Genomic DNA, 19,525 nt, shown 5'->3' with positions numbered 1-19,525 from the left:
AGGTGGAAAAGTGTTTGGGGATTAACAGTAAATCTCCGTAACTCGTCATTCCTTGCCTGATAAGGAATCTTAAAGCGGTTGGTTTATTGCTTATGGCGCTTTAGGGTTCCCGCCTGCGCGGGAAAGACGGTTTGAGGTGGGAGAGTTTTTGGGAATTAACTGTAAATCTCCGTAACTCGTCATTCCTTGCCTGATAAGGAATCTTAAAGCGGGAAAGACGGTTTGAGGTGGGAGAGTTTTTGGGAATTAACTGTAAATCTCCGTAACTCGTCATTCCTTGCCTGATAAGGAATCTTAAAGCGGTGGGTTTATCCCGTATGGCGCTTTAGGATTCCCGCCTGCGCGGGAAAGACGGTTTGAGGTGGAAGAGTGTTTGGGAATTAACTGTAAATCTCCGTAACTCGTCATTCCTTGCCTGCCAAGGAATCTTAAAGCGGTTGGTTTATCCTGTTTGGCGCATTAGGGTTCCCGCCTGCGCGGGAAAGACGGTTTGAGGTGGAAGAGTGTTTTGGAATTAACTTTAAATCTCCGTAACTCGTCATTCCTTGCCTGACAAGGAACCTAAAGCGGGGGGTTTATCCCGTATCGCGCTTTAAGGTTCCCGCCTTCGCGGGAATGACGGTTTGAGGTGGAAGAGTGTTTGAGATTAACAGTGACTTTCCGTAACTCGTCATTCCTTGCCTGATAAGGTATCTTAAAGCGGTTGGTTTATCCTGTTTGGTGCTTTAGGATTCCCGCCTGAGCGGGAAAGACGGTTTGAATTGGGGTGACGGTTTGAGCGTAGATAGGGCATTGAATTCTTTTTAAAACAGCTCGCTTGTTCCAAGGTAACCATTTACTGATTTTAATATTTCGCTGCCTATTTCTACGGCATTCCCGATGCCAACGCCTTTAATTGCAGCAAGCTGATCGGTTGTTTTAGGTAGCTTGGCTGCAATTAAGAGTATTGCCTGTTCAGAAAGCACATTGTGCTCTGGGACATTCCTTTTTTCACTGATGACTTTTCTTACTCGTAAAAGTTCATTAAATAGCTGAAGGTTCGAAATTTCTTTTTGCTCGATAATTACTTTAGGCTTTCTCCCGGTTTGTACAGGTTCGTATCTACTACCTGCTTTATGATATGCTTTCGTGTATTCGCCAATGTTAAACTTTTCCCATTGTAAATTGAATAAAGATAATTTCAAGGTCAAATCATTGATTAAATCACTTATTCTGTTTAATGTTTTTTCTGCTTTTTCATCGATGTAAACATTCAGCTCATTAAATTTATCCGCTTCGCTTAACACCATTTCCAATTTTGGAATGAAGTACTTGGAAGCCTTGCTTAGCCGGTTGGTGAATTCTACTTCCGCTTTCACCGCTTTGGTTTTTGATAAGCCTGTAAATTCTTTTTTAATAAACCGATCTGCTATGCCAATAACTTCTTCTTCAAGAACTTTGGTAATTTTACTGACAATTTCATGAAAAGCCGTGTTGCCAGGATTGTTGCCGAAGCTCGACTTTTTTAACAGCAACCAGTTTTTCTGGATCGCTGTAAAATCTAGCAAATCGTGAATTAAAGTCCATTCATAGTTTTTAGATGCACGTTCTAAAGCTGCTGCATCTGGTTTTGATACAACAGCTTCATTGGTAAATCTAATTACCCGCTCGTCAGTAATTACGTTATCTGCCGTAATGGGTGCTTTTAAAATTAATCCTTCCAAACTTCTGCAACGGCTTAATGCAACGTATGCTTGTCCATGGGTAAAGGAGGAGCTCACGTCAACAATCGCTTTATCAAATGTTAGCCCCTGGCTTTTATGCACGGTTATCGCCCAGGCCAGTTTAAAGGGGTATTGTGAAAACGATCCTGTGTTTATTTCGGTGATCTTATTATCAGTAGCATTTAAATTGTATTTGATGTTCTGCCATTCCTCAGGTTCAACCGTTAGTTCTGTATGTTCGTCATTGAATTTCACCTTGATGCCGTCGGTTTCAATTCCCGTAATTACAGCTGCTTTGCCATTATAATAAAGCTTTTTCCCTGAAGAATCATTTTTAAGGAACATTACCCTTGCACCAACTTTCAATTCTAAAACCTCATCAACAGGATAAGCATCTTTAGGAAAATCTCCCGTAATTTTAGCGCTGAACTGATGGAGTTTTCCATCCAGCTTTTCCAGGTATTCCTGGTTAATCTGTGTAACCAGATTGTTGTGGGTGGTTAAGGTTATGTAATCTTCCTTTTGGATTTCTGCAAGATCGACTTTGTTTCTCTTATTTAATTCGAGGAGTAAATCTTCTGAAAGGTTGTTTTCCCTTATCCCATTCAAAATTTCAAGGAATGTCGGGTCCGATTGCCTGTACACTTTATCAAGTTGGAAAGTGGTAAGTGAATTAGAACGAATAACCAAACTGTCGAAAAAGTAAGGACTATTATAATAGGTTTTAAGGATGTGCCAGGCGTCATGGGCAATCGGTGAAAGCTGGTATAGATCCCCAATCATTAAAACCTGAACGCCACCAAAAGACAATTGTGAGGATTTGACACTTTTTAGTGCTGCATCAATAAAATCAAGGATATCGGCGCGAACCATACTTATCTCATCAATAATCAACAGTTCAAGACATTTCAATAACTTAATTTTCTCGGAAGAATATTTTACCGGCTCAGCAGACTGGTTTGGAATTATCGGGCCAAAGGGAATCTGAAAAAAAGAATGAAGTGTAACCCCACCTGCATTTATTGCAGCAACAGCGGTAGGGGCTACAATTGCGTAGTTTTTTTTGGTTGTTTCCCGGATATGCCTAAGTAAAGTTGTTTTTCCTGTTCCTGCTTTGCCAGTCAGAAAAATAGATTGATTGGTAGATTTAAGGTAATCGAGAATAAGCTGATGTTCGTGGGCCAAGTTTTCTTCTTAAGATTTGAAACCATCATATGATGTTCCGAATCAAAAATACGACGATTTTTTTAATGTTACTAAAAATGTTAGTATCTATTTTGTTTACCACCAAATTAGCGGAAACTCAATTTCATCGACCGAACTGGCAATTAAATCGGGTTTAAATGCATAGTGACTCAAGCGGTCTTTGGTGGAAATACCAGAAAGAACAAGAATCGTTTTATAACCCATTTGTACACCGCCCTGGATATCGGTTTCCATGGTGTCGCCGATTACGGTGGTTTCTGAGGTTTCAAGGCCTAAAAATTTACGGGCAGATCGCATCATTACCGGACTTGGTTTTCCGGTAACAAAAGCCTTCCTTCCGGTAGCCTCTTCAATCATCGCTGTTGTAGCTGCGATACCCAGATTATTCCATCCCGGTTTTTTCGGCGAGGGATCGCGGTTGGTTGTAATGAATTTTGCACCTGCTAAAATCATATCTACAGCGCGCTGAACCATTTCTAAAGTGAAATTTCTGCCTTCACCAAGTACAACAAATTCAGGATCTGTGTTAACAAGGGTAATTCCATTTTCATGCAAACTACTTAGCAAGCCGCCTTCGCCCAAAACATAAGCGGTGCCATTCGGACTTTGGTCGCTTAGAAATTTTCCTGTTGCCATGGCGCTGGTATAAACATGCTTATCTTCCACTTTTATACCTAAACCCTTTAGCTTACGGCGTACTTCCAAACTTGTCCGCTGACTATTATTTGTCATAAAGGCGAACGGAATATCATTTTTTATAAGGTTGTTAATGAATTTATCTGCGCCAAAAATGAGTTCTTCGCCACTGTAAATTACCCCGTCCATATCAATTAAAAGTCCTTGTTTCATAAAAAAAAAGCTAAATAACGGTAAAGCCAAATATAGGATATAAATAATCGTTATATATATTTAATCATTATGAAATGGTCAATTGTTTTCCCAGGAGACAAGGAGATTATTCGCTGTATTTTCTTTTAACGGAATAAGATTGGTAACACAAATAAAATAGCCAGATTAATAATACAGTGCTGTAAATCAACTCAGGTTCGTAATAATCAGAACCTATAAGGATAATAGCCGTAGAAATCAAAACCGTCAGCAGGAGAAATAGAATATTTTTCATAGATCGGTTGGTTTAATGGTTACTGTATGTCGTAAATATACTAAAAACCTGATAGTTATCCAAATATTAAGTGTTTTGTCGGGATTTTTGAGCTTTTTAATCTAAAACTTATATTTTGTTTAGTATATGATAAATTATAGCGGGTTTGTATGATTATTTTGATAATTAGAGCGTAATAAATGGATTTTTAGCCGATTATTTATAGAAATTTGTTGGCGATATAAGATTTCGTCGTTTAATTATGAAAATTAGCCTCTTCCCATCTTTTTAAGCATGTTGAAATGAGATTGTAAAGCTAAGGGAAAGGTTTTGTTTTCATTATACCTTAGGCCATATTCCAAAGCCGTAGTTTTTACAATCTTTGAAATCCAGCCATAATGGATGTGACATATTTTGGGGAACAGATGATGTTCAATCTGCCGGTTTAATCCACCCAGAAAAAAAGCTGAAAAGCGGCAATCGGTCGCAAAATTAGCTGTCGTATTCATTTGATGTTCAGCCCAGGCTTCCTGCATGTTTCCACTTGCATCAGGAAGCGGGAATTCGGTACCCTCAACAACATGGGCAAGTTGAAATACAAGTCCCATGGTGAAACCTTGTGCCAGGTGTAAGATGATGAATCCGACAATAACCTGGTACCAGGCGATTTCCATCACCATCATTGGCACTGCCAAAAACAAGAAGTAATAAAGCGCTTTATAAAAGAAAAGGTTGAAGTACTCTATTTTAGGATGCTTGTTTGTGTGAGTTCCTACTGCAGCCTGGAAAAATTTTTTGTAATCTTTCCTCAAAACCCACGAAAGAGAAGCGATGCCATAAAGTGGAAAAGCATACCATTGCTGATAACGATGAAAACCTTTTAATTCATCGCCTTCGGATATTCTAATCAAACCTGGAGCAACTTCAATATCTTCATCGTGCCCTGCAATGTTGGTGTAAGTGTGGTGGACAACATTATGGGTGATGCTCCAAACATATGGGTTTGCACCAAGGAAATTAAATATAAAGCCCAATAAGCGGTTTACCTTTTTCGACTCGGAAAAGGAGCCATGTATCGCATCGTGGCAGACGTTAAAACCGACAAAAGCCGCAGTCATGCCCAGCAAAATCGTTAGCAGCGATAAAGAGATTAAATTCAAAGGGCTTAAAAGAACGAATAGATAAAGGCAAATATACGTAGACAGAAAAATGCTTGTTTTTAGCCACATACTAAAGTTTGCGTTAGGCGAAATCTGATTTTCTTGCAGGTGGTTATTAACTCTTTTACGTAGCTCAGAATAAAATGGTCCGGCTGCTGCGCAGGGAAATTTGGCTTTTAACTTCATTGAAATATAGGGTTGAACAAATTTGTTTCACCACTATTTCATTTTAAGCAGCTATGTAACTCATTAATTTAGGGAAAATTCCCTGCAGTTTTTACTTCTGCTAATATAGGTACGAAAAGCGCGGTTTAACGGATTGAGAAATTATATTTTTTTATTCGACATGGCTGATGATAAAAAATCTTTAAAAATAATTCTGTATTAGTTCTTATTTAGACTAATTCTTGTTAATTTTGAATGCTCAATAAAACCGAGCTTAACATCCTCATCACTATAAACAGAAAAATGAAAAAACTCTTATTCTCCATAGCATTGTTATGGTCAGTTTCAGTGCATGCACAAAAGAATACGCTTTTAGAATCTTCATTCTGGCAGTCGAAGCCAAATGTAGACGCAGTTAAAGCAGAAATAGTAAAAGGTGCAAATCCCGCGCAGTTTAATCAATCTAGCTTTGACCCGGTTGTTCTTGCAATCAATGCCGATGCACCAAATGAAAGCATCAAATATCTTTTAGCACAACCTGGAAATGAGGTTTCTAAACTTACACATGATGGGCGTATTTATTTACATTGGGCTGCCTATCGTGGAAATGATGAAATTACCAGCTATCTGATATCGAAGGGATCTAATCTAAATTTGGTAGATAGCCATGGCGCTACACCATTAACTTTTGCGGCTTCAGCCGGTCAGCAGAATACAAAAATATATGAGTTGTTTGCCACGAAAGGGGTTAATCTTAAAACTGAAAAAAATGGTGCAGGAGCAAGCCTGTTGTTGTTGGGTATTGGGAACGATAAAGATTTAAAACTTACAGATTACTTTATATCTAAAGGACTGGACTTGAAGAGTACGGATGCTGAAGGACATAATGCTTTTGGTTATGCAGCAAGATCAGGAAACATAGAGGTTCTGAAAGCACTTATCGCAAAAGGTGTTCCTGTTGATAATGGTGCTATTCTTATGGCAAGCGAAGGTTCCCGCCGAGGCGCAGCGCCTGTGGAAGTTTTCGAATATTTGGAAAGCCTTAAAATAAAACCGACCGCCATTACGAAAGATGGAAGAAATGTTTTGCATGCGCTTGTGCGCAGGGCTGGTCAGAATACTTTGATTGAACATTTCATTGCGGCAGGTGTTGATGTAAATCAGGCTGATGCGGAAGGCAATACCGTATTGATGAATGCGGCAATGTCTAATCGCGATACCTCCGCTTTTGCCATCATTTTACCGAAAGTAAAAAACATTAATCAGTCGAATGCTAAGGGTTTAACCGCATTGGCTATGGCCGTTAACAGTAATGCTCCGGCCGTAGTAAATTTACTGATTTCAAAAGGTGCAGATTTAAAAGCAGTTGATAAAGACGGTAACAACCTGGCCTATTACTTAATTCAGTCTTACAGTCCTGAAACGGGTCGCCCTTCCCCTGCAGGTGCACCATCCAGAGCACAGGATTTCGAACAGAAACTGGTTTTGTTAAAAGCAAAAGGATTCGATATCGCAACGCCACAAAAAAATGGAAATACGTTGTACCACCTGGCTGTAGCTAAAGGCGATATCGCGCTTATAAAACGCTTTCAGGATTTATCAGTTGATGTGAATGCTAAAAATAAAGAAGGTATAACAGCTTTACATAAAGCTGCAATGATTTCTAAAGATGATGCAATGTTAAAATATCTTTTATCAATCGGTGCTAAAAAAGATCCAAAAACAGGTTTCGATGAAAGCGCTTTCGACCTTGCAAGTGAAAATGAATCACTTAAAAAAGGGAATGTTTCACTCAGTTTCTTAAAATAAATATGACTAATTTCTTAAAAATTTCTTTGCTGGTACTATCAATTGCGTTCTTGAAACCGAATCAGGCGAGTGCCCAGGCTGCAAAATATAAATGCATGATCCAGATGACGAATTATATGGGTGAAGGTGCTTATATCGTAATTTCATTAATTGATGCTAAAGGACAATACGAAAAAACGCTTTATGTATTGGGTTCTGATAAAAAATGGTACAATAGTTTAAAAGAGTGGCATAAATTCAATTCGAAGAAACCATCAAACATCAGTGCAATTACCGGCGCTTCATTAACTGGTGGCGATAGAGGTATTTCAATTATCGATATTGAGAAATCAAAAATTAATACAGGTTACAAACTCCGTTTCGAAAGTGCGGTTGAGGACCAGAAATACAATGTTAAGGATCTTGAAATTCCTTTAACAACGGAGTCCTTGGCCGCTAAAACTGATGGGAAAGGATACATCAGATACGTACGCTTTAGCCCTAATTAAGTCTATTTAGGATAATGACGAATCATTTCTGGAGATACAGCCACCTCGCGCTGGCTGTATCTTCTTTTCTTTTTCTTTTACTGGCTTGCATTACCGGAGCCATATTATCTGCAGAGCCGGTCGTGGATAGGTTAAAGCCCTATGCAGCGAAAAACATTGATGCAGTAAATCTGGCTCAGGCCATCCCGGTTTTACGTGAAAGTTATCCTGGGATCACAAAAATCGCTGTAGAAAGCAACCAATTTGTTTTAATTGAAGGCACTGACAAAGCAGGCAACGATGTCAAGGCCTATGTGGAGCCCACAACAGGCAAAATAATTGGCAGGCCGACAAAGAAAAACGAATTTTTTCAATGGGTGACCAGTCTGCACAGGTCTTTATTTCTGCACGAAACCGGGCGGATTTTTATTGGATTGACGGCCTTTTTCCTGATGCTTATCGCCGTTTCCGGCATCATGCTTACGATAAAACGCCAGCGTGGAATCAGTCGCTTCCTGGCTAAAATCCCTAACGATGGCTCCGCACAGTATTACCATACTGTTGGCGGCCGATTATCCTTAATTTTCATTTTGTTAATCGCGGTTAGCGGAACTTATTTATCGTTAAATACTTTAGGGATAATTAAGCCTGTTAAAACGAATGTCGATGTAGATTTCGATAAGATTAAATCCGGGCCTCAAAAGAACATTAAAGATTTCGAGTCATTTAAAAACATCGGTTTATCGCAAGTTCAAACAATAGAATTTCCTTTTTCAGAAGATGTTGAAGATTATTACACCTTAACCCTTAAGGGTCGGGAAGTAGCCATAAACCAGGTTACCGGCGTTATTATTGCCGAAAGTAAATACCCGTTTTCCGCATTAGCAAATAACCTGAGCATGACCATTCACACCGGCCGCGGCAGTGCAATATGGGCGGTTATTTTAGGGATAGCTTCTTTAAGTATTCTGTTTTTCATCTATTCTGGTTTTGTTATCACAATAAAGAGAATATCCAGCCGGATAAAAAATAAATACAAAAAGGAAGAAAGCATTTATATTTTATTGGTTGGCTCGGAAAACGGAACGACAAACCGATATGCTTCAGCAGTTCTGAAACTGTTGATTAAACAAGGTAAAAAGGCGTACATAACCTCTATGAATGATTACGCTGTTTACCCCAAGGCTGAACATTTTTTGATTTTCACTTCTACCTATGGGATAGGAGAGCCGCCGGCAAATGCCAATAAGTTTCTCCCGCTAATTGACGAAATACAGCAAATCAATGCTATCAGTTATTCGGTATTGGGTTTTGGCTCTAAGTCCTATCCGGACTTTTGCAAATTTGCCTTTGATGTGCACAATTATCTGTCGGCAAAAAGTTGGGCCACGCCATTAATTGATGTTCATACGGTTAACGACAGGGCACCAGAAGATTTAACGCTATGGCAGGAATCCTGGTCGCAGCAATCGGGTATTTCATTCGAAGACTTCGCCGGAACCGGTAAAGAAAAACCAAAAAGCTTAAAAACTTTTTCAGTTCAATCTAATACCAGGTTTGAAGATACCTTCCTGATTGAGCTGAAGAGCTGGACTAAACTCAAAGCGAAATCAGGCGATTTACTGGCAATTTATCCGGCAAAAGATCATCGCGAAAGGCTCTACTCCATCGGTGTCGTTAATAAAAAGATACAATTGAGTGTTAAACTTCACGAAAATGGCTTGGGCTCAGGTTTTCTTCATGCTTTAAATGCAACTGATAAACTAAAAGCCAGGGTGGTGAGGAATAACCATTTTCATTTTCCTGTTAAAGCATCCTCGGTTATTATGATTTCCAACGGCACCGGAATTGCACCTTTTTTAGGAATGCTGGATGAAAATAAGGACAAGATTTCTTGCTATTTATATTGCGGATTCAAAAACACATCAGCGTTTGAACCCTTTAACGAGTTTTTAAACACGAAACTCTTAGAAGCGAAACTAATTAAGCTTAACGTAGCGTATTCAAGGGAAGGAAATAAGCAGTATGTTAGTGATTTAGTAAGCATCGATTCCGGCTTAATCGCAAAAAAATTAATCGAATCTTCGGTTATTATGATTTGTGGCTCACTTTCAATGCAAAAAGATATATTGCTGGTATTGCAACGCATCTGCCGGGAAAATACAGATCATCCTTTATCATTTTATCAATCCAGGAATCAAATTTTAACAGATTGTTATTAGTAGGCCTCCATCCGCCTGTCGGCACCTTCCTCCGAAGGAGAAAGGGTTCAGGAGCGGGGTTTAATAATGGACTTATTAATGCGCTTTGGTAACTTAATTTTCGATAAGGCTGAATTGTTTTNACCTTCCTCCGAAGGAGAAAGGGTTCAGGAGCGGGGTTTAATAATGGACTTATTAATGCGCTTTGGTAACTTAATTTTCGATAAGGCTGAATTGTTTTCTGATACCAGGAATTCGCCTGTATCAGTAACCATAAGATAACTATTTCTGCGCTTTCGTGTTTCCGTGGCAAATTTCAAAATGCTATTGAGCCAAAAACTATGGATTAGATTAGCCTCCATCCGCTTGCCGGCACCTTCCTCCGAAGGAGAAAGGGTTCAGGAGCGGGGTTTAATAATGGACTTATTAATGCGCTTTGGTAACTTAATTTTCGATAAGGCTGAATTGTTTTNTTAATAATGGACTTATTAATGCGCTTTGGTAACTTAATTTTCGATAAGGCTGAATTGTTTTTCGATACCAGGAATTCGCCTGTATCAGTAACCATAAGATAACTGTATATGTGCTTTCCGTGTTTCCGTGGCAAATTCAAAATGCTATTGAGCCAAAAACCATGGATTAGATTAGCCTCCATCCGCCTGCCGGCACCTTCCTCCGAAGAAGAAAGGGTTCAGGGGCGGGGTTTAATAATGGACTTATTAATGCGCTTTGGTAACTTAATTTTCGATAAGGCTGAATTGTTTTTCGATACCAGGAATTCGCCTGTATCAGTAACCATAAGANTTAATAATGGACTTATTAATGCGCTTTGGTAACTTAATTTTCGATAAGGCTGAATTGTTTTTCGATACCAGGAATTCGCCTGTATCAGTAACCATAAGATAACTGTAGGCAGGAAATTTTTCAGCTAGTTTCTTTCCATCAACAGCGCCTAAAACCATTACGGATGTGCTTAAACCATTTGCAACTTCCGCGCTCGGTCCCATGATGGTTACACTTATCAAACCTGTAGCCGGATAGCCGTTTTTAGGGTTAATAATATGTGCATAGCGCTTGCCATCAAATTCCACGAATTTCTGGTAACTTCCGGACGTTACAATCGCATTTTGTTTCATGGGCACGATGGCGAAAATGGTATCCTCTTTCATGGGGTTGGTAATTCCGATTTCCCAGTCTTTACCACCGGGGTGTTTTCCCCAGGTACTCATATCGCCAGAAGCATTAACGATACCCGCTGCAATACCTCTAGCCAGCATCATTTCCCTGCATTTATCTGCAGCATAACCTTCGCCCAGAGCACCAAAACCTATTTTCATTCCTTTCAACTTCAAATAGATGGTCGATTTTTCTTTATCAATAATGATGTTTTGATAACCGACTTTCTCTACCGACTTTTTTATAGTTTCCGGCGAAGGCATTTCTTTCAGGGAACCATCAAATTTCCATATTTTATCCATCGCAGCGAAGCTGATGTCGAATGCGCCATTCGTAACTTTTGATAAGTTAACCGCTCTTTCGGTGAGTAAGATTAACTCCCGATCAACTTTTACCGGTTTAATTCCTGCGTTATCATTCACCGCTGAAACCTGAGAATTTGGCTTCCAGTCTGATATTAAATTTTCTATACGGGAAATTTCGGCAATTAGGGTATCAATGTTATCTTCAGCGTTTTCCCTGCTATCTGCAACAATGCTGATGTCAAACCGCCCGCCCATTAAAGTTGTCGTTCTTTTACGCAGAACCTGGGCGCCAGCGCTCAATGAAAACAGAATAAAGCAGATGAAAATATAATCTTTCATAATAACGCAAAGATAATATTATAAATTTTGCAGGGCGCTTTTGTCTCATGTCTCGCTTGTATCATTTGTGTCATTGATCTCATTCCTATTTGTATTATTATGTGTACAAATGGAAATTTCAAAAATCTTTTCTCCTAAAATTTTCGTTTCAAAACGATTCTGCCAAAATTGATTTTGGAAAAAAAAATGATGCTATGGCTTTTTTAACCGTATTTGGAAACGTTTTTTCTCGAAACAAAAAAAAGTTTCCGGAAAAAACGTTTCAGGATTTCGAAACAAATTTTGCCGAAACAAAAAAATGTTTCGAACTTTTTTGTTTCGAAAATGGCGTAGCTTGCCTCACTAGCAAGTCTTAGTAGGCAGGGGAATGTGGACAGGCTGACTTGTGCTCTTCATAATATTAGCTAGCCAAAATCTTATTAAGATGTACTTAGCATCTTCACCATAATCCCCTCACTAGCGCAAGTCTTAGTGGGCAGTGGAATGTGGGCCGGCAGACTTGTCTTCATAATGTTAGCTAGCCAAAATCTTATTAAGATGTACTTAGCATCGTAACCATAATCCAGTTGAAGCAGGATTGATAGCATTGCGTCAGATTATTTGTATACTAGCGCTATAGATTATCAAAGAGGTAAAGGATTGATAAATATTGATCTGTTGATTTAATGAAAGCACAAGTCAGTCCTTCGCTTGGGCCGGGGCTCTAAGACTTGCGCTAGATGGGGGGATACGCGCTACAAGCTCGCCCCATCTAGCGCAAGCGTCCCGCTTGTGCTTCAAACGATTATAGGTTTGGTTTCAAATACTAATTCATATTTGATTAATAGTTAGTTTTTTGAATAAATTATAGTCACAAGCGAGACGCTTGCGCCAGAGTTTGTTAATTTGGGTATGAGCTACAAACTCGCACCAGCTTAGAAGTAAAGGATTGATAGATTGATTTAACGAAAGCACAAGTCGGTCCTTTGCTTAGGCCGGGGCGCTAAGACTTGCGCTAGATGGGGATACGCGCTACAAGCTCGCCCCATCTAGCGCAAGCGTCCCGCTTGTGCCCAAAGTAAATCGACATCATCCATTGAACCATGACCATGTTCGATTTTATAACCTTCACTAAGCAGATAGCTTGTTAACACATCATTGTTATATTTTAATTTAACCTCACTTAAAAGTACAGGTGCCTGGCCTTTTTTTCTGATTAATCCTTAATACAGATTTAGACGCTTGCGCCAGAGTTTGTTAATTTGGGTATGAGCTACAAACTCGCACCAGCTTAGAAGTAAAGGATTGATAGATTGATTTAACGAAAGCACAAGTCGGTCCTTTGCTTAGGCCGGGGGCGCTAAGACTTGCGCTAGATGGGGATACGCGCTACAAGCTCGCCCCATCTAGCGCAAGCGTCCCGCTTGTGCTTCAAACGATTATAGGTTTGGTTTCAAATGCTAATTCATATTTGATTAATAGTTAGTTTTTTGAATATATTATAGTCACAAACGAGACGCTTGCGCCAGAGTTTGTAAAGGATTGATAAATATTGATCTGTTGATTTAACGAAAGCACAAGTCAGTCCTTCGCTTGGGCCGGGGCGCTAAGACTTGCGCTAGATGGTGCTCTAAGACTTGCCAGATGGGGTTATTGAATAAGATTGCCACAGCCGATGAAGGATCGGCTTCGCAATGACGACTTTTGGAGCCCCTCACTAGCGCAAGTCTTAGTAGGCAGGGGAATGTGGGCTTGCTGACTTGTGCCTTAATAATACTTAGCTAGCCAAAATCATATTAAGATGTACTTAGCATCTTCACGATAATCCGGTTGAAGCAGGATTGGTGACAAGCCCGTCAGATTATTTGTATAGTAGCGCTATAGATTATGAAAGAGGTAAAGGGTTGATAGATTGATCTGTTGATTTAATGAAAGCACAAGTCAGTCCTTCGGTTGGGCCGGGGCGCTAAGACTTGTGCTAGTTGGGGATACGCGCTACAAGCTCGCCCCCATCTAGCGCAAGCGTCCCGCTTGTGCTTCAAACGATTATAGGTTTGGTTTCAAATACTAATTCATATTTGATTAATAGTTAGTTTTTTGAATATATTATAGTCACAAGCGAGACGCTTGCGCCAGAGTTTGTTAATTTGGGTATGAGCTACAAACTCGCACCAGCTTAGAAGTAAAGGATTGATAGATTGATTTRACGCTTGCGCCAGAGTTTGTTAATTTGGGTATGAGCTACAAACTCGCACCAGCTTAGAAGTAAAGGATTGATAGATTGATTTAACGAAAGCACAAGTCAGTCCTTCGCCTGGGCCGGGGCTCTAAGACTTGCGCTAGATGGGGATTGCCACAGCCGATGAAGAATCGGCTTCGCAATGACGACTTTTGGAGCCACTGCTAGTCCGAGCCTCACTAGCGCAAGTCTTAGTGGGTAGGGGAATGTGGACTGGCTGACTTGTGCCTTCATAATACTTAGCTAGCCAAAATCATATTAAGATGTAATAGCATCTTCACCATAATCCAGTTGAAGTAGGATTGATAGCATTGCGTCAGATTATTTGTATAGTAGCGCTATAGATTATGAAGGGGGTAAAGGATTGATAGATATTGATCTGTTGATTTAACGAAAGTACAAGTCAGTCCATTGCTTAGGCCGAGGCTCTAAGACTTGCGCTAGATGGGGGGATACGCGCTACAAGCTCGCCCCCATCTAGCGCAAGCGTCCCGCTTGTGCTTCAAACGATAATAGGTTTGGTTTCAAATGCTAATTCATATTTGATTAATAGTTAGTTTTCTGAATATATTATAGTCAAAAGCGAGACGCTTGCGCCAGAGTTTGCTTAAAAGGTAATTAGTTGATTTTTGAATATATTCGTCACAAGCGAGACGCTTGCGCCAGAGTTTGTCAATTTGGGTATGAGCTACAAACTCGCACCAGATTGAGCGGTAAAGGATTGATCTATTGATTTAACGAAAGCACAAGTCGGTCCTTTGCTTAGACCGGGGCTCTAAGACTTGCGCTAGATGGAGTTATTGAATAAGATTGCCACAGCCGATGAAGGATCGGCTTCGCAATGAAGACTTTTGGAGCCACTGCTAGTCCGAGCCCAGCTGTCCGTTTCTTGAGTGTTCGGATTGAGTACCGGCTGACTACGGACATCATGTTATAAGCACTTTAAGCCTTTTTAAAAACTACCTGTTCCAAATCTTTTCTAGGCGGACCGGTCAATACCTTTCCATCGATAGAAAAACGGCCGCCATGGCAGGGGCAGTCCCAGGACTTTTCTTCCGGGTTAAAATTTACTATGCAATGTGCATGTGTACAAACCGGGTTTAATGCAGAAACATGACCATCTTTACCTTTGTAAACGGCAAGTTTTTCACCGTTGAGCTCGACTATTTTTCCTTCATCTTCAGCCAGGGAGGTTAAGGACTCGATGTTTTCGTTGCCAAACCTGTCTGCTACAAAACGATAGGCCACATCTGCATTTTCTTTAATAAATTCGCTGAAACCGGCAACTGGTTTTAACCTCGAAGGATTAAAGAGTTCGGCCAGCGGATTTGATTGTTCCAGAATTAAATCATTAATGATTTTGGCAGCGAGGCTTCCGAGTATCATGCCGTTACCGTTATAGCCGGTGGCAATAAATATGCGGTCCGCATCTCCTGGCAACTGACCGATATATGGAAGACCATCTACCGGAACGTAATATTGCGACGACCATTTATAGGCTATCGACTCGACATTAAAATGTTCCCGGGTATAAGCTTCCAGTTCAGCGAAAGCCGCCTCAGGGTCATCATGCCCGGTTTTATGGTCGGCACCACCGATTATTAAATGTCTTTCTCCATCCACTTCATGGCTGCGGAAATAATGATAAGGCTCTTTTAGGTCGTAGGAAAGGCCATCCGGATAATTTTCATCTTTCAGTTTAACCGCCAGTACATAACTTCTGTAGGGGGCGTTGCGTAAGGATAATAAGTTGACACCAGGAGGGATGTGCGTGGCGTAAACCAGGTTCCTGGCTGTAAAAGTGCCATCAGCACTATAAGCATAGTGCAGCCCGTTTTTCTCTTCGTTTTTTTCAATGAAGGTGTCATTTAAAATGGTTCCGCCAAGCCTGATGAATTCCTGTGCCAGGCCATTCAGGTATTTCAGCGGGTGAAACTGAGCCTGGTCTTTAAAACAGATGCATTTATCAAAACCGATGGGCAGTTGATTGGTCGACGTTTCACTTACATCAAGTCCGGCTTTTTTCGAAGAAGAAAAAATGGAGTCAAGCGTTTTAGTTTCCTCTTCATTTTGAGAAAAAAGGTAACCATCTTTAAATTCAAAATCGGCATCAATACCTAAAACGTCAATGTTATTTTTTATGAAATTGATTGTATCCCTTGCGGCTGCTGCAATTTGCGCCGATGCCTTTTCTCCGAAATCGCTATCAATTTCAGGATAACTGGTATCTAGAAAGGTGTTCAGGTGTGCAGTTGTACCGCCGGTAGTGCCGTAGCCCGGATTGTGCGCCTCAACTAAAAGGCATTTCTGTCCCTGTTGCTGTAATAGTAAGGCGGTTGTTAATCCGGTGATGCCCCCGCCAACTATCAGGGTATCATATGGTGCTGCTGCCTTTTTTTCTTGGGTATAACTGATGGTATCAATGGTATCCTGCCATAGGCTGGTGTGGCTGCCATCGCGATTGGTTTTAGGTTTTAAATCTTCCATGTTTATCAATAAAATTAATGCGTGGTAGGCTGGACTTACTTCAGACCAGCCTGGCTCATTTGTTTTGCGCTGGGTTTTAAGAATAAGGAGTTATCAGCCGCATTAGATTGATTATCCTGTTCTAAAAATGCAGCTTCGTTCACCGAGGCTTCTGCTATTGCTGTCAGGGCTGCGTCCGTTTCCTTTTCATTTTCCAGCGTTATCATTAATAACGCTGCAATGCCTTTAATTTCTATCTTTTCTGCAAAAACGATGAGTGTACCGTAAGTCGCTATTTCGTAATGTTCTATTTTCTGAGCAGCCAGAATAAGCGCTGCATCGCGGAGCATGGATCCTTTATCTGTGTTGGCCATGACGCCATCGGCCTCATTAAGCAGGCCTTCCATTGCATCACATTTTTTTGCCACTGCTTTTTCACCAATTAAGGTGAATACCTGCTCCAGTGTTTCAATATGAAACCTGGTTTCTGCCGCGTGTCTTTCTAAAGCTGCAGCTAGTTCAGGACTTGTTGCAGCCAGCTGAAGTTTAGGTAATGCAAGAGCCAGGTGTTTTTCTGCCCAATAGATATCCTTTAATTCGTCGGTGAAGAATTTAATGAAATCAGTGCGATCCTTTTTGTTCGGCTCTGCCACCTGTTTTGTGGCATCATTATCCGCAGTTTTTGTATTTACCATAATTTCAAATTTGGTCGGTTATAAAACATTCAGACGCCTTATTGGTTTTTCCGATTATTATTTCGCGTATTTTCCTGCAATAAATTGAGTGCGCAACAAAATTTTGCTGCCCAAAAGGATGAGCTTAATTTTATAATAAAGAAAACCTTCTGCCTTTCGCCTGTGTTAAAATTGTGTTCATTAATCAGTCATCATCAATTAAGGGCTATGAAAAATATACAGAATCTTATCGCCGGGTTTGCAGGTGCTTTAAGTCTTACGCTTCTGCATGAAGGCTTAAAAAAACAACTGGACGATGCGCCACGCATTGATTTACTCGGCGAGGAAGCCGTAAATGTTATAATGGATAAAGCAGGGAAACCCATCCACGACGATAAAAAATTATACGCCACAACATTAGCCGGCGACCTGCTGGCCAACACCTTATATTATAGCGCAATTGGTGCTGGAGGTAAATACACCTGGACCAAAGCCATCACCTTAGGCTTAAGCGCCGGTTTAGGTGCCGTTAAATTGGCTCGGCCGCTGGGATTAAACGAAAAAACCGTTGCCAGGAACGATAAGGTGAAAGTACTAACTGTGCTGTATTATCTAAGCGGTGCGTTAGTTACTGCGGGTGTAATTAAAGCGCTAAAGAGATGATTGATTATCAGATCTAAAAAGCATTTGTACCTAACTAATTGCTTGATTGTACAATTGCTGAAATAGATTGAGATAAATTCAAAACAATGAATATTTACAACTAAGTTTAAATAAGATGGAAAACAAAGCAACAAAGAAACAAGAAGACAGTGAAGAGAAAATAGGCGTTATCCCGGCTTCTCAAATCGAAGGAAGCGATGCGGATACCGATAGTTCGGGCGAGGTTTCCATCGAAAATAAAAAAGAACAAATTTCTAAATCAGATGCCGATGCAGATGAGCAAACTGCAGAAAATGATCAGTAACAATGCAAGGCTTTGATGCGCTCATCGGAACATCGGAAGAATTAACTGCCATACAGATGAGCAGCAGGGCGCTCATCATATTTATGCTGGCTTATGCATTGCTTCGTATTTCGGGCAGGCGCTCCTTCAGGTTACATAGCCCACTTGATAATGTTATCACCATACTGCTCGGTGCGGTACTTAGCCGTGCAGTCGTCGGGGCATCGCCTTTTGTGCCGGTTGTTGCAGCGAGTTCAACCATTGTATTGCTGCACCGGGTCCTGGCCTGGGTGACCAGCATTTTTCCTGGAACCGGTCGTCTTTTCAGCGGACAAAAAATCCTGCTTTACAATGATGGCCGGTTTTTAGCGCATAATTTAAAAAAGGGCCTGGTCAATAAAGAGGAAATCATGCACCGGGTCAGAAGCATCCGTCAGTCAAACGATCTTTCGAAAATCGATTCCATTTACATGGAAAAAGATGGTGAAATCACGGTTATCAATAAAGCCTGATAGCATTTGTCAGTTTGCATAAAATGATCTTCATCCTTTGGCAGTATTTTTTTATTGTTCTCATTTCCTTTCTTAAAATTTAAAATCCGTTAGCATCAGGCGGCCGGCGTTGATTATGTAACGAAGGTACGAGCCGGGTTCGAATTTAAATCATAACAGGTACCCAATGTCCGAAAATGTCCGAAAATGTCCGGATTTGTCCGGTTAAATGTAGGTTTGTTCGGGAGTTGTTCGGGGTTTGTTGCAGAAACGGTGCTTTAAAGGCCGTTTTTCCGAAGAAGACTCGAAGGAGAGTCGAACAAGATAGGCATTTACCTCATCCGGAAATAGGCAAGGATCCTATTTGCGGTTTGAAAATAGTTTGTAGCTTTCTCCTTCATGATAAGTTTTGAAACGTTTCAACGAATTGCACTTTCATTCCCCAATGTTAATGAACAGGCGCGCCTTGAAAAACCGTATTTCAGAGCGGGCAAGAAAATATTCGCCACCTATGGTGCTCGGCAGCGTTAAATTTGCCTGAAGCTCAATGAAATTGATCAATCGGTGTTAGCGCTTTTGTACCCCTTGCTATTTCCTGCCAAACAAATGAGGAAAGCAAGGCTGGACACTTTTTAAGCTCGTTCAAATCAGCAAAGATCTGCTCACCGATGCGCTAAGTACCGGCTTTCAAAATATTGCCTTTAAAGCCTAAGGATTTCTAATCAGGTAGTTTGCTGATGTTTATCCTCATGCCATAATTTTCCTTATTGGTGAAATAATGTAGGCCTGCTAAAAATGGACTAAATAAGGACTTTTTTATGCTTTTGTTTGCTCGTGATGAAGTTAAAATAACAATCTTTTTTAAAGTCAAAATAGGGCTAATGTTGTTTCCAGGTTGCTTGGATTCCCATATTTGCTTATCCCTTATTATTCGCGTCTATTTTTTGATTTTTTTATTTTACCACAATGATTCAGACAATTTTTTTTTGAAAAAAGATCGTTCGTCACGTGAAAACGATCGTTTGTCAGCCCAAATCGATCGTTCGTCAAATAGATTTTGCCATTTAATGTTTTCTTTCCAGCTTTAGGCTTGTAAA

At 40.4% G+C, this 19,525-nt stretch carries 13 protein-coding genes; 6 read left to right on the top strand and 7 right to left on the bottom strand.

Annotated elements, in window-relative coordinates; genetic code table 11:
* Window positions 1–803: 803 nt before the first annotated feature.
* The 4 genes from ASF92_RS05820 to ASF92_RS05810 all read right to left on the bottom strand — a co-directional run bounded on the left by ASF92_RS05820 (window position 804) and on the right by ASF92_RS05810 (window position 5,357).
* Entirely contained in the window at window positions 804–2,888 is a 2,085-nt protein-coding gene (locus ASF92_RS05820; RefSeq protein WP_056089329.1) for an AAA family ATPase, read from the bottom strand.
* A gap of 96 nt (window positions 2,889–2,984) precedes the next feature.
* Entirely contained in the window at window positions 2,985–3,758 is a 774-nt protein-coding gene (locus ASF92_RS05815) for an HAD-IIA family hydrolase (protein WP_056089326.1), read from the bottom strand.
* A gap of 106 nt (window positions 3,759–3,864) precedes the next feature.
* Window positions 3,865–4,032, bottom strand: a complete 168-nt coding sequence (locus ASF92_RS20975) for a hypothetical protein (RefSeq protein WP_157263746.1) — start codon at window positions 4,030–4,032, stop codon at window positions 3,865–3,867.
* A gap of 248 nt (window positions 4,033–4,280) precedes the next feature.
* The gene (locus ASF92_RS05810; protein WP_056089323.1) at window positions 4,281–5,357 is read right to left on the bottom strand and encodes an acyl-CoA desaturase; all 1,077 of its coding nucleotides are present in this window, start codon (window positions 5,355–5,357) and stop codon (window positions 4,281–4,283) included.
* 282 nt (window positions 5,358–5,639) lie between these two features.
* Between ASF92_RS05810 and ASF92_RS05805 the strand changes: the two genes are divergently transcribed.
* The 3 genes from ASF92_RS05805 to ASF92_RS05795 are packed head-to-tail and all read left to right on the top strand — an operon-like array spanning window position 5,640 to window position 9,834.
* Window positions 5,640–7,145 (top strand): ankyrin repeat domain-containing protein, encoded by a 1,506-nt coding sequence (locus ASF92_RS05805; protein ID WP_056090995.1) that lies wholly within the window; start codon window positions 5,640–5,642, stop codon window positions 7,143–7,145.
* Between the two features lie 2 nt (window positions 7,146–7,147).
* Window positions 7,148–7,633, top strand: coding sequence for a DUF2271 domain-containing protein (locus ASF92_RS05800; RefSeq protein ID WP_056089320.1), 486 nt, complete (start codon window positions 7,148–7,150; stop codon window positions 7,631–7,633).
* A gap of 14 nt (window positions 7,634–7,647) precedes the next feature.
* Entirely contained in the window at window positions 7,648–9,834 is a 2,187-nt protein-coding gene (locus ASF92_RS05795; protein ID WP_056089317.1) for a PepSY domain-containing protein, read from the top strand.
* A gap of 783 nt (window positions 9,835–10,617) precedes the next feature.
* On the opposite strand, the gene ASF92_RS05780 is transcribed toward ASF92_RS05795, so the two are convergent.
* The 3 genes from ASF92_RS05780 to ASF92_RS05765 all read right to left on the bottom strand — a co-directional run.
* A partial coding sequence (locus ASF92_RS05780; RefSeq protein WP_157263780.1) for an FAD:protein FMN transferase occupies window positions 10,618–11,549 on the bottom strand: 932 nt, incomplete at its 3' end.
* A 3,244-nt stretch (window positions 11,550–14,793) separates the two neighbouring features.
* A complete protein-coding gene (locus ASF92_RS05770; protein WP_056089303.1) occupies window positions 14,794–16,338 on the bottom strand; it encodes an FAD-dependent oxidoreductase in 1,545 nt (514 codons plus the stop codon).
* Between the two features lie 35 nt (window positions 16,339–16,373).
* Window positions 16,374–17,012, bottom strand: a complete 639-nt coding sequence (locus ASF92_RS05765; protein WP_082489470.1) for a ferritin-like domain-containing protein — start codon at window positions 17,010–17,012, stop codon at window positions 16,374–16,376.
* Window positions 17,013–17,219: 207 nt separating this feature from the next.
* Here ASF92_RS05765 and ASF92_RS05760 point away from each other — a divergent pair, with 207 nt between their 5' ends.
* The 3 genes from ASF92_RS05760 to ASF92_RS05750 all read left to right on the top strand — a co-directional run bounded on the left by ASF92_RS05760 (window position 17,220) and on the right by ASF92_RS05750 (window position 18,449).
* A complete protein-coding gene (locus tag ASF92_RS05760) occupies window positions 17,220–17,654 on the top strand; it encodes a hypothetical protein (RefSeq protein ID WP_056090992.1) in 435 nt (144 codons plus the stop codon).
* A 115-nt stretch (window positions 17,655–17,769) separates the two neighbouring features.
* Window positions 17,770–17,958, top strand: coding sequence for a hypothetical protein (locus tag ASF92_RS05755; protein WP_056089300.1), 189 nt, complete (start codon window positions 17,770–17,772; stop codon window positions 17,956–17,958).
* A gap of 2 nt (window positions 17,959–17,960) precedes the next feature.
* Entirely contained in the window at window positions 17,961–18,449 is a 489-nt protein-coding gene (locus ASF92_RS05750) for a DUF421 domain-containing protein (RefSeq protein ID WP_056089298.1), read from the top strand.
* Window positions 18,450–19,525 lie beyond the last annotated feature (1,076 nt).

This window comes from Pedobacter sp. Leaf176, assembly GCF_001424305.1.
Lineage (GTDB): Bacteria > Bacteroidota > Bacteroidia > Sphingobacteriales > Sphingobacteriaceae > Pedobacter.
The sequence above is the reverse complement of the archived record's forward strand: the minus strand, read 5'-3'. Positions and strand labels throughout refer to the sequence as shown.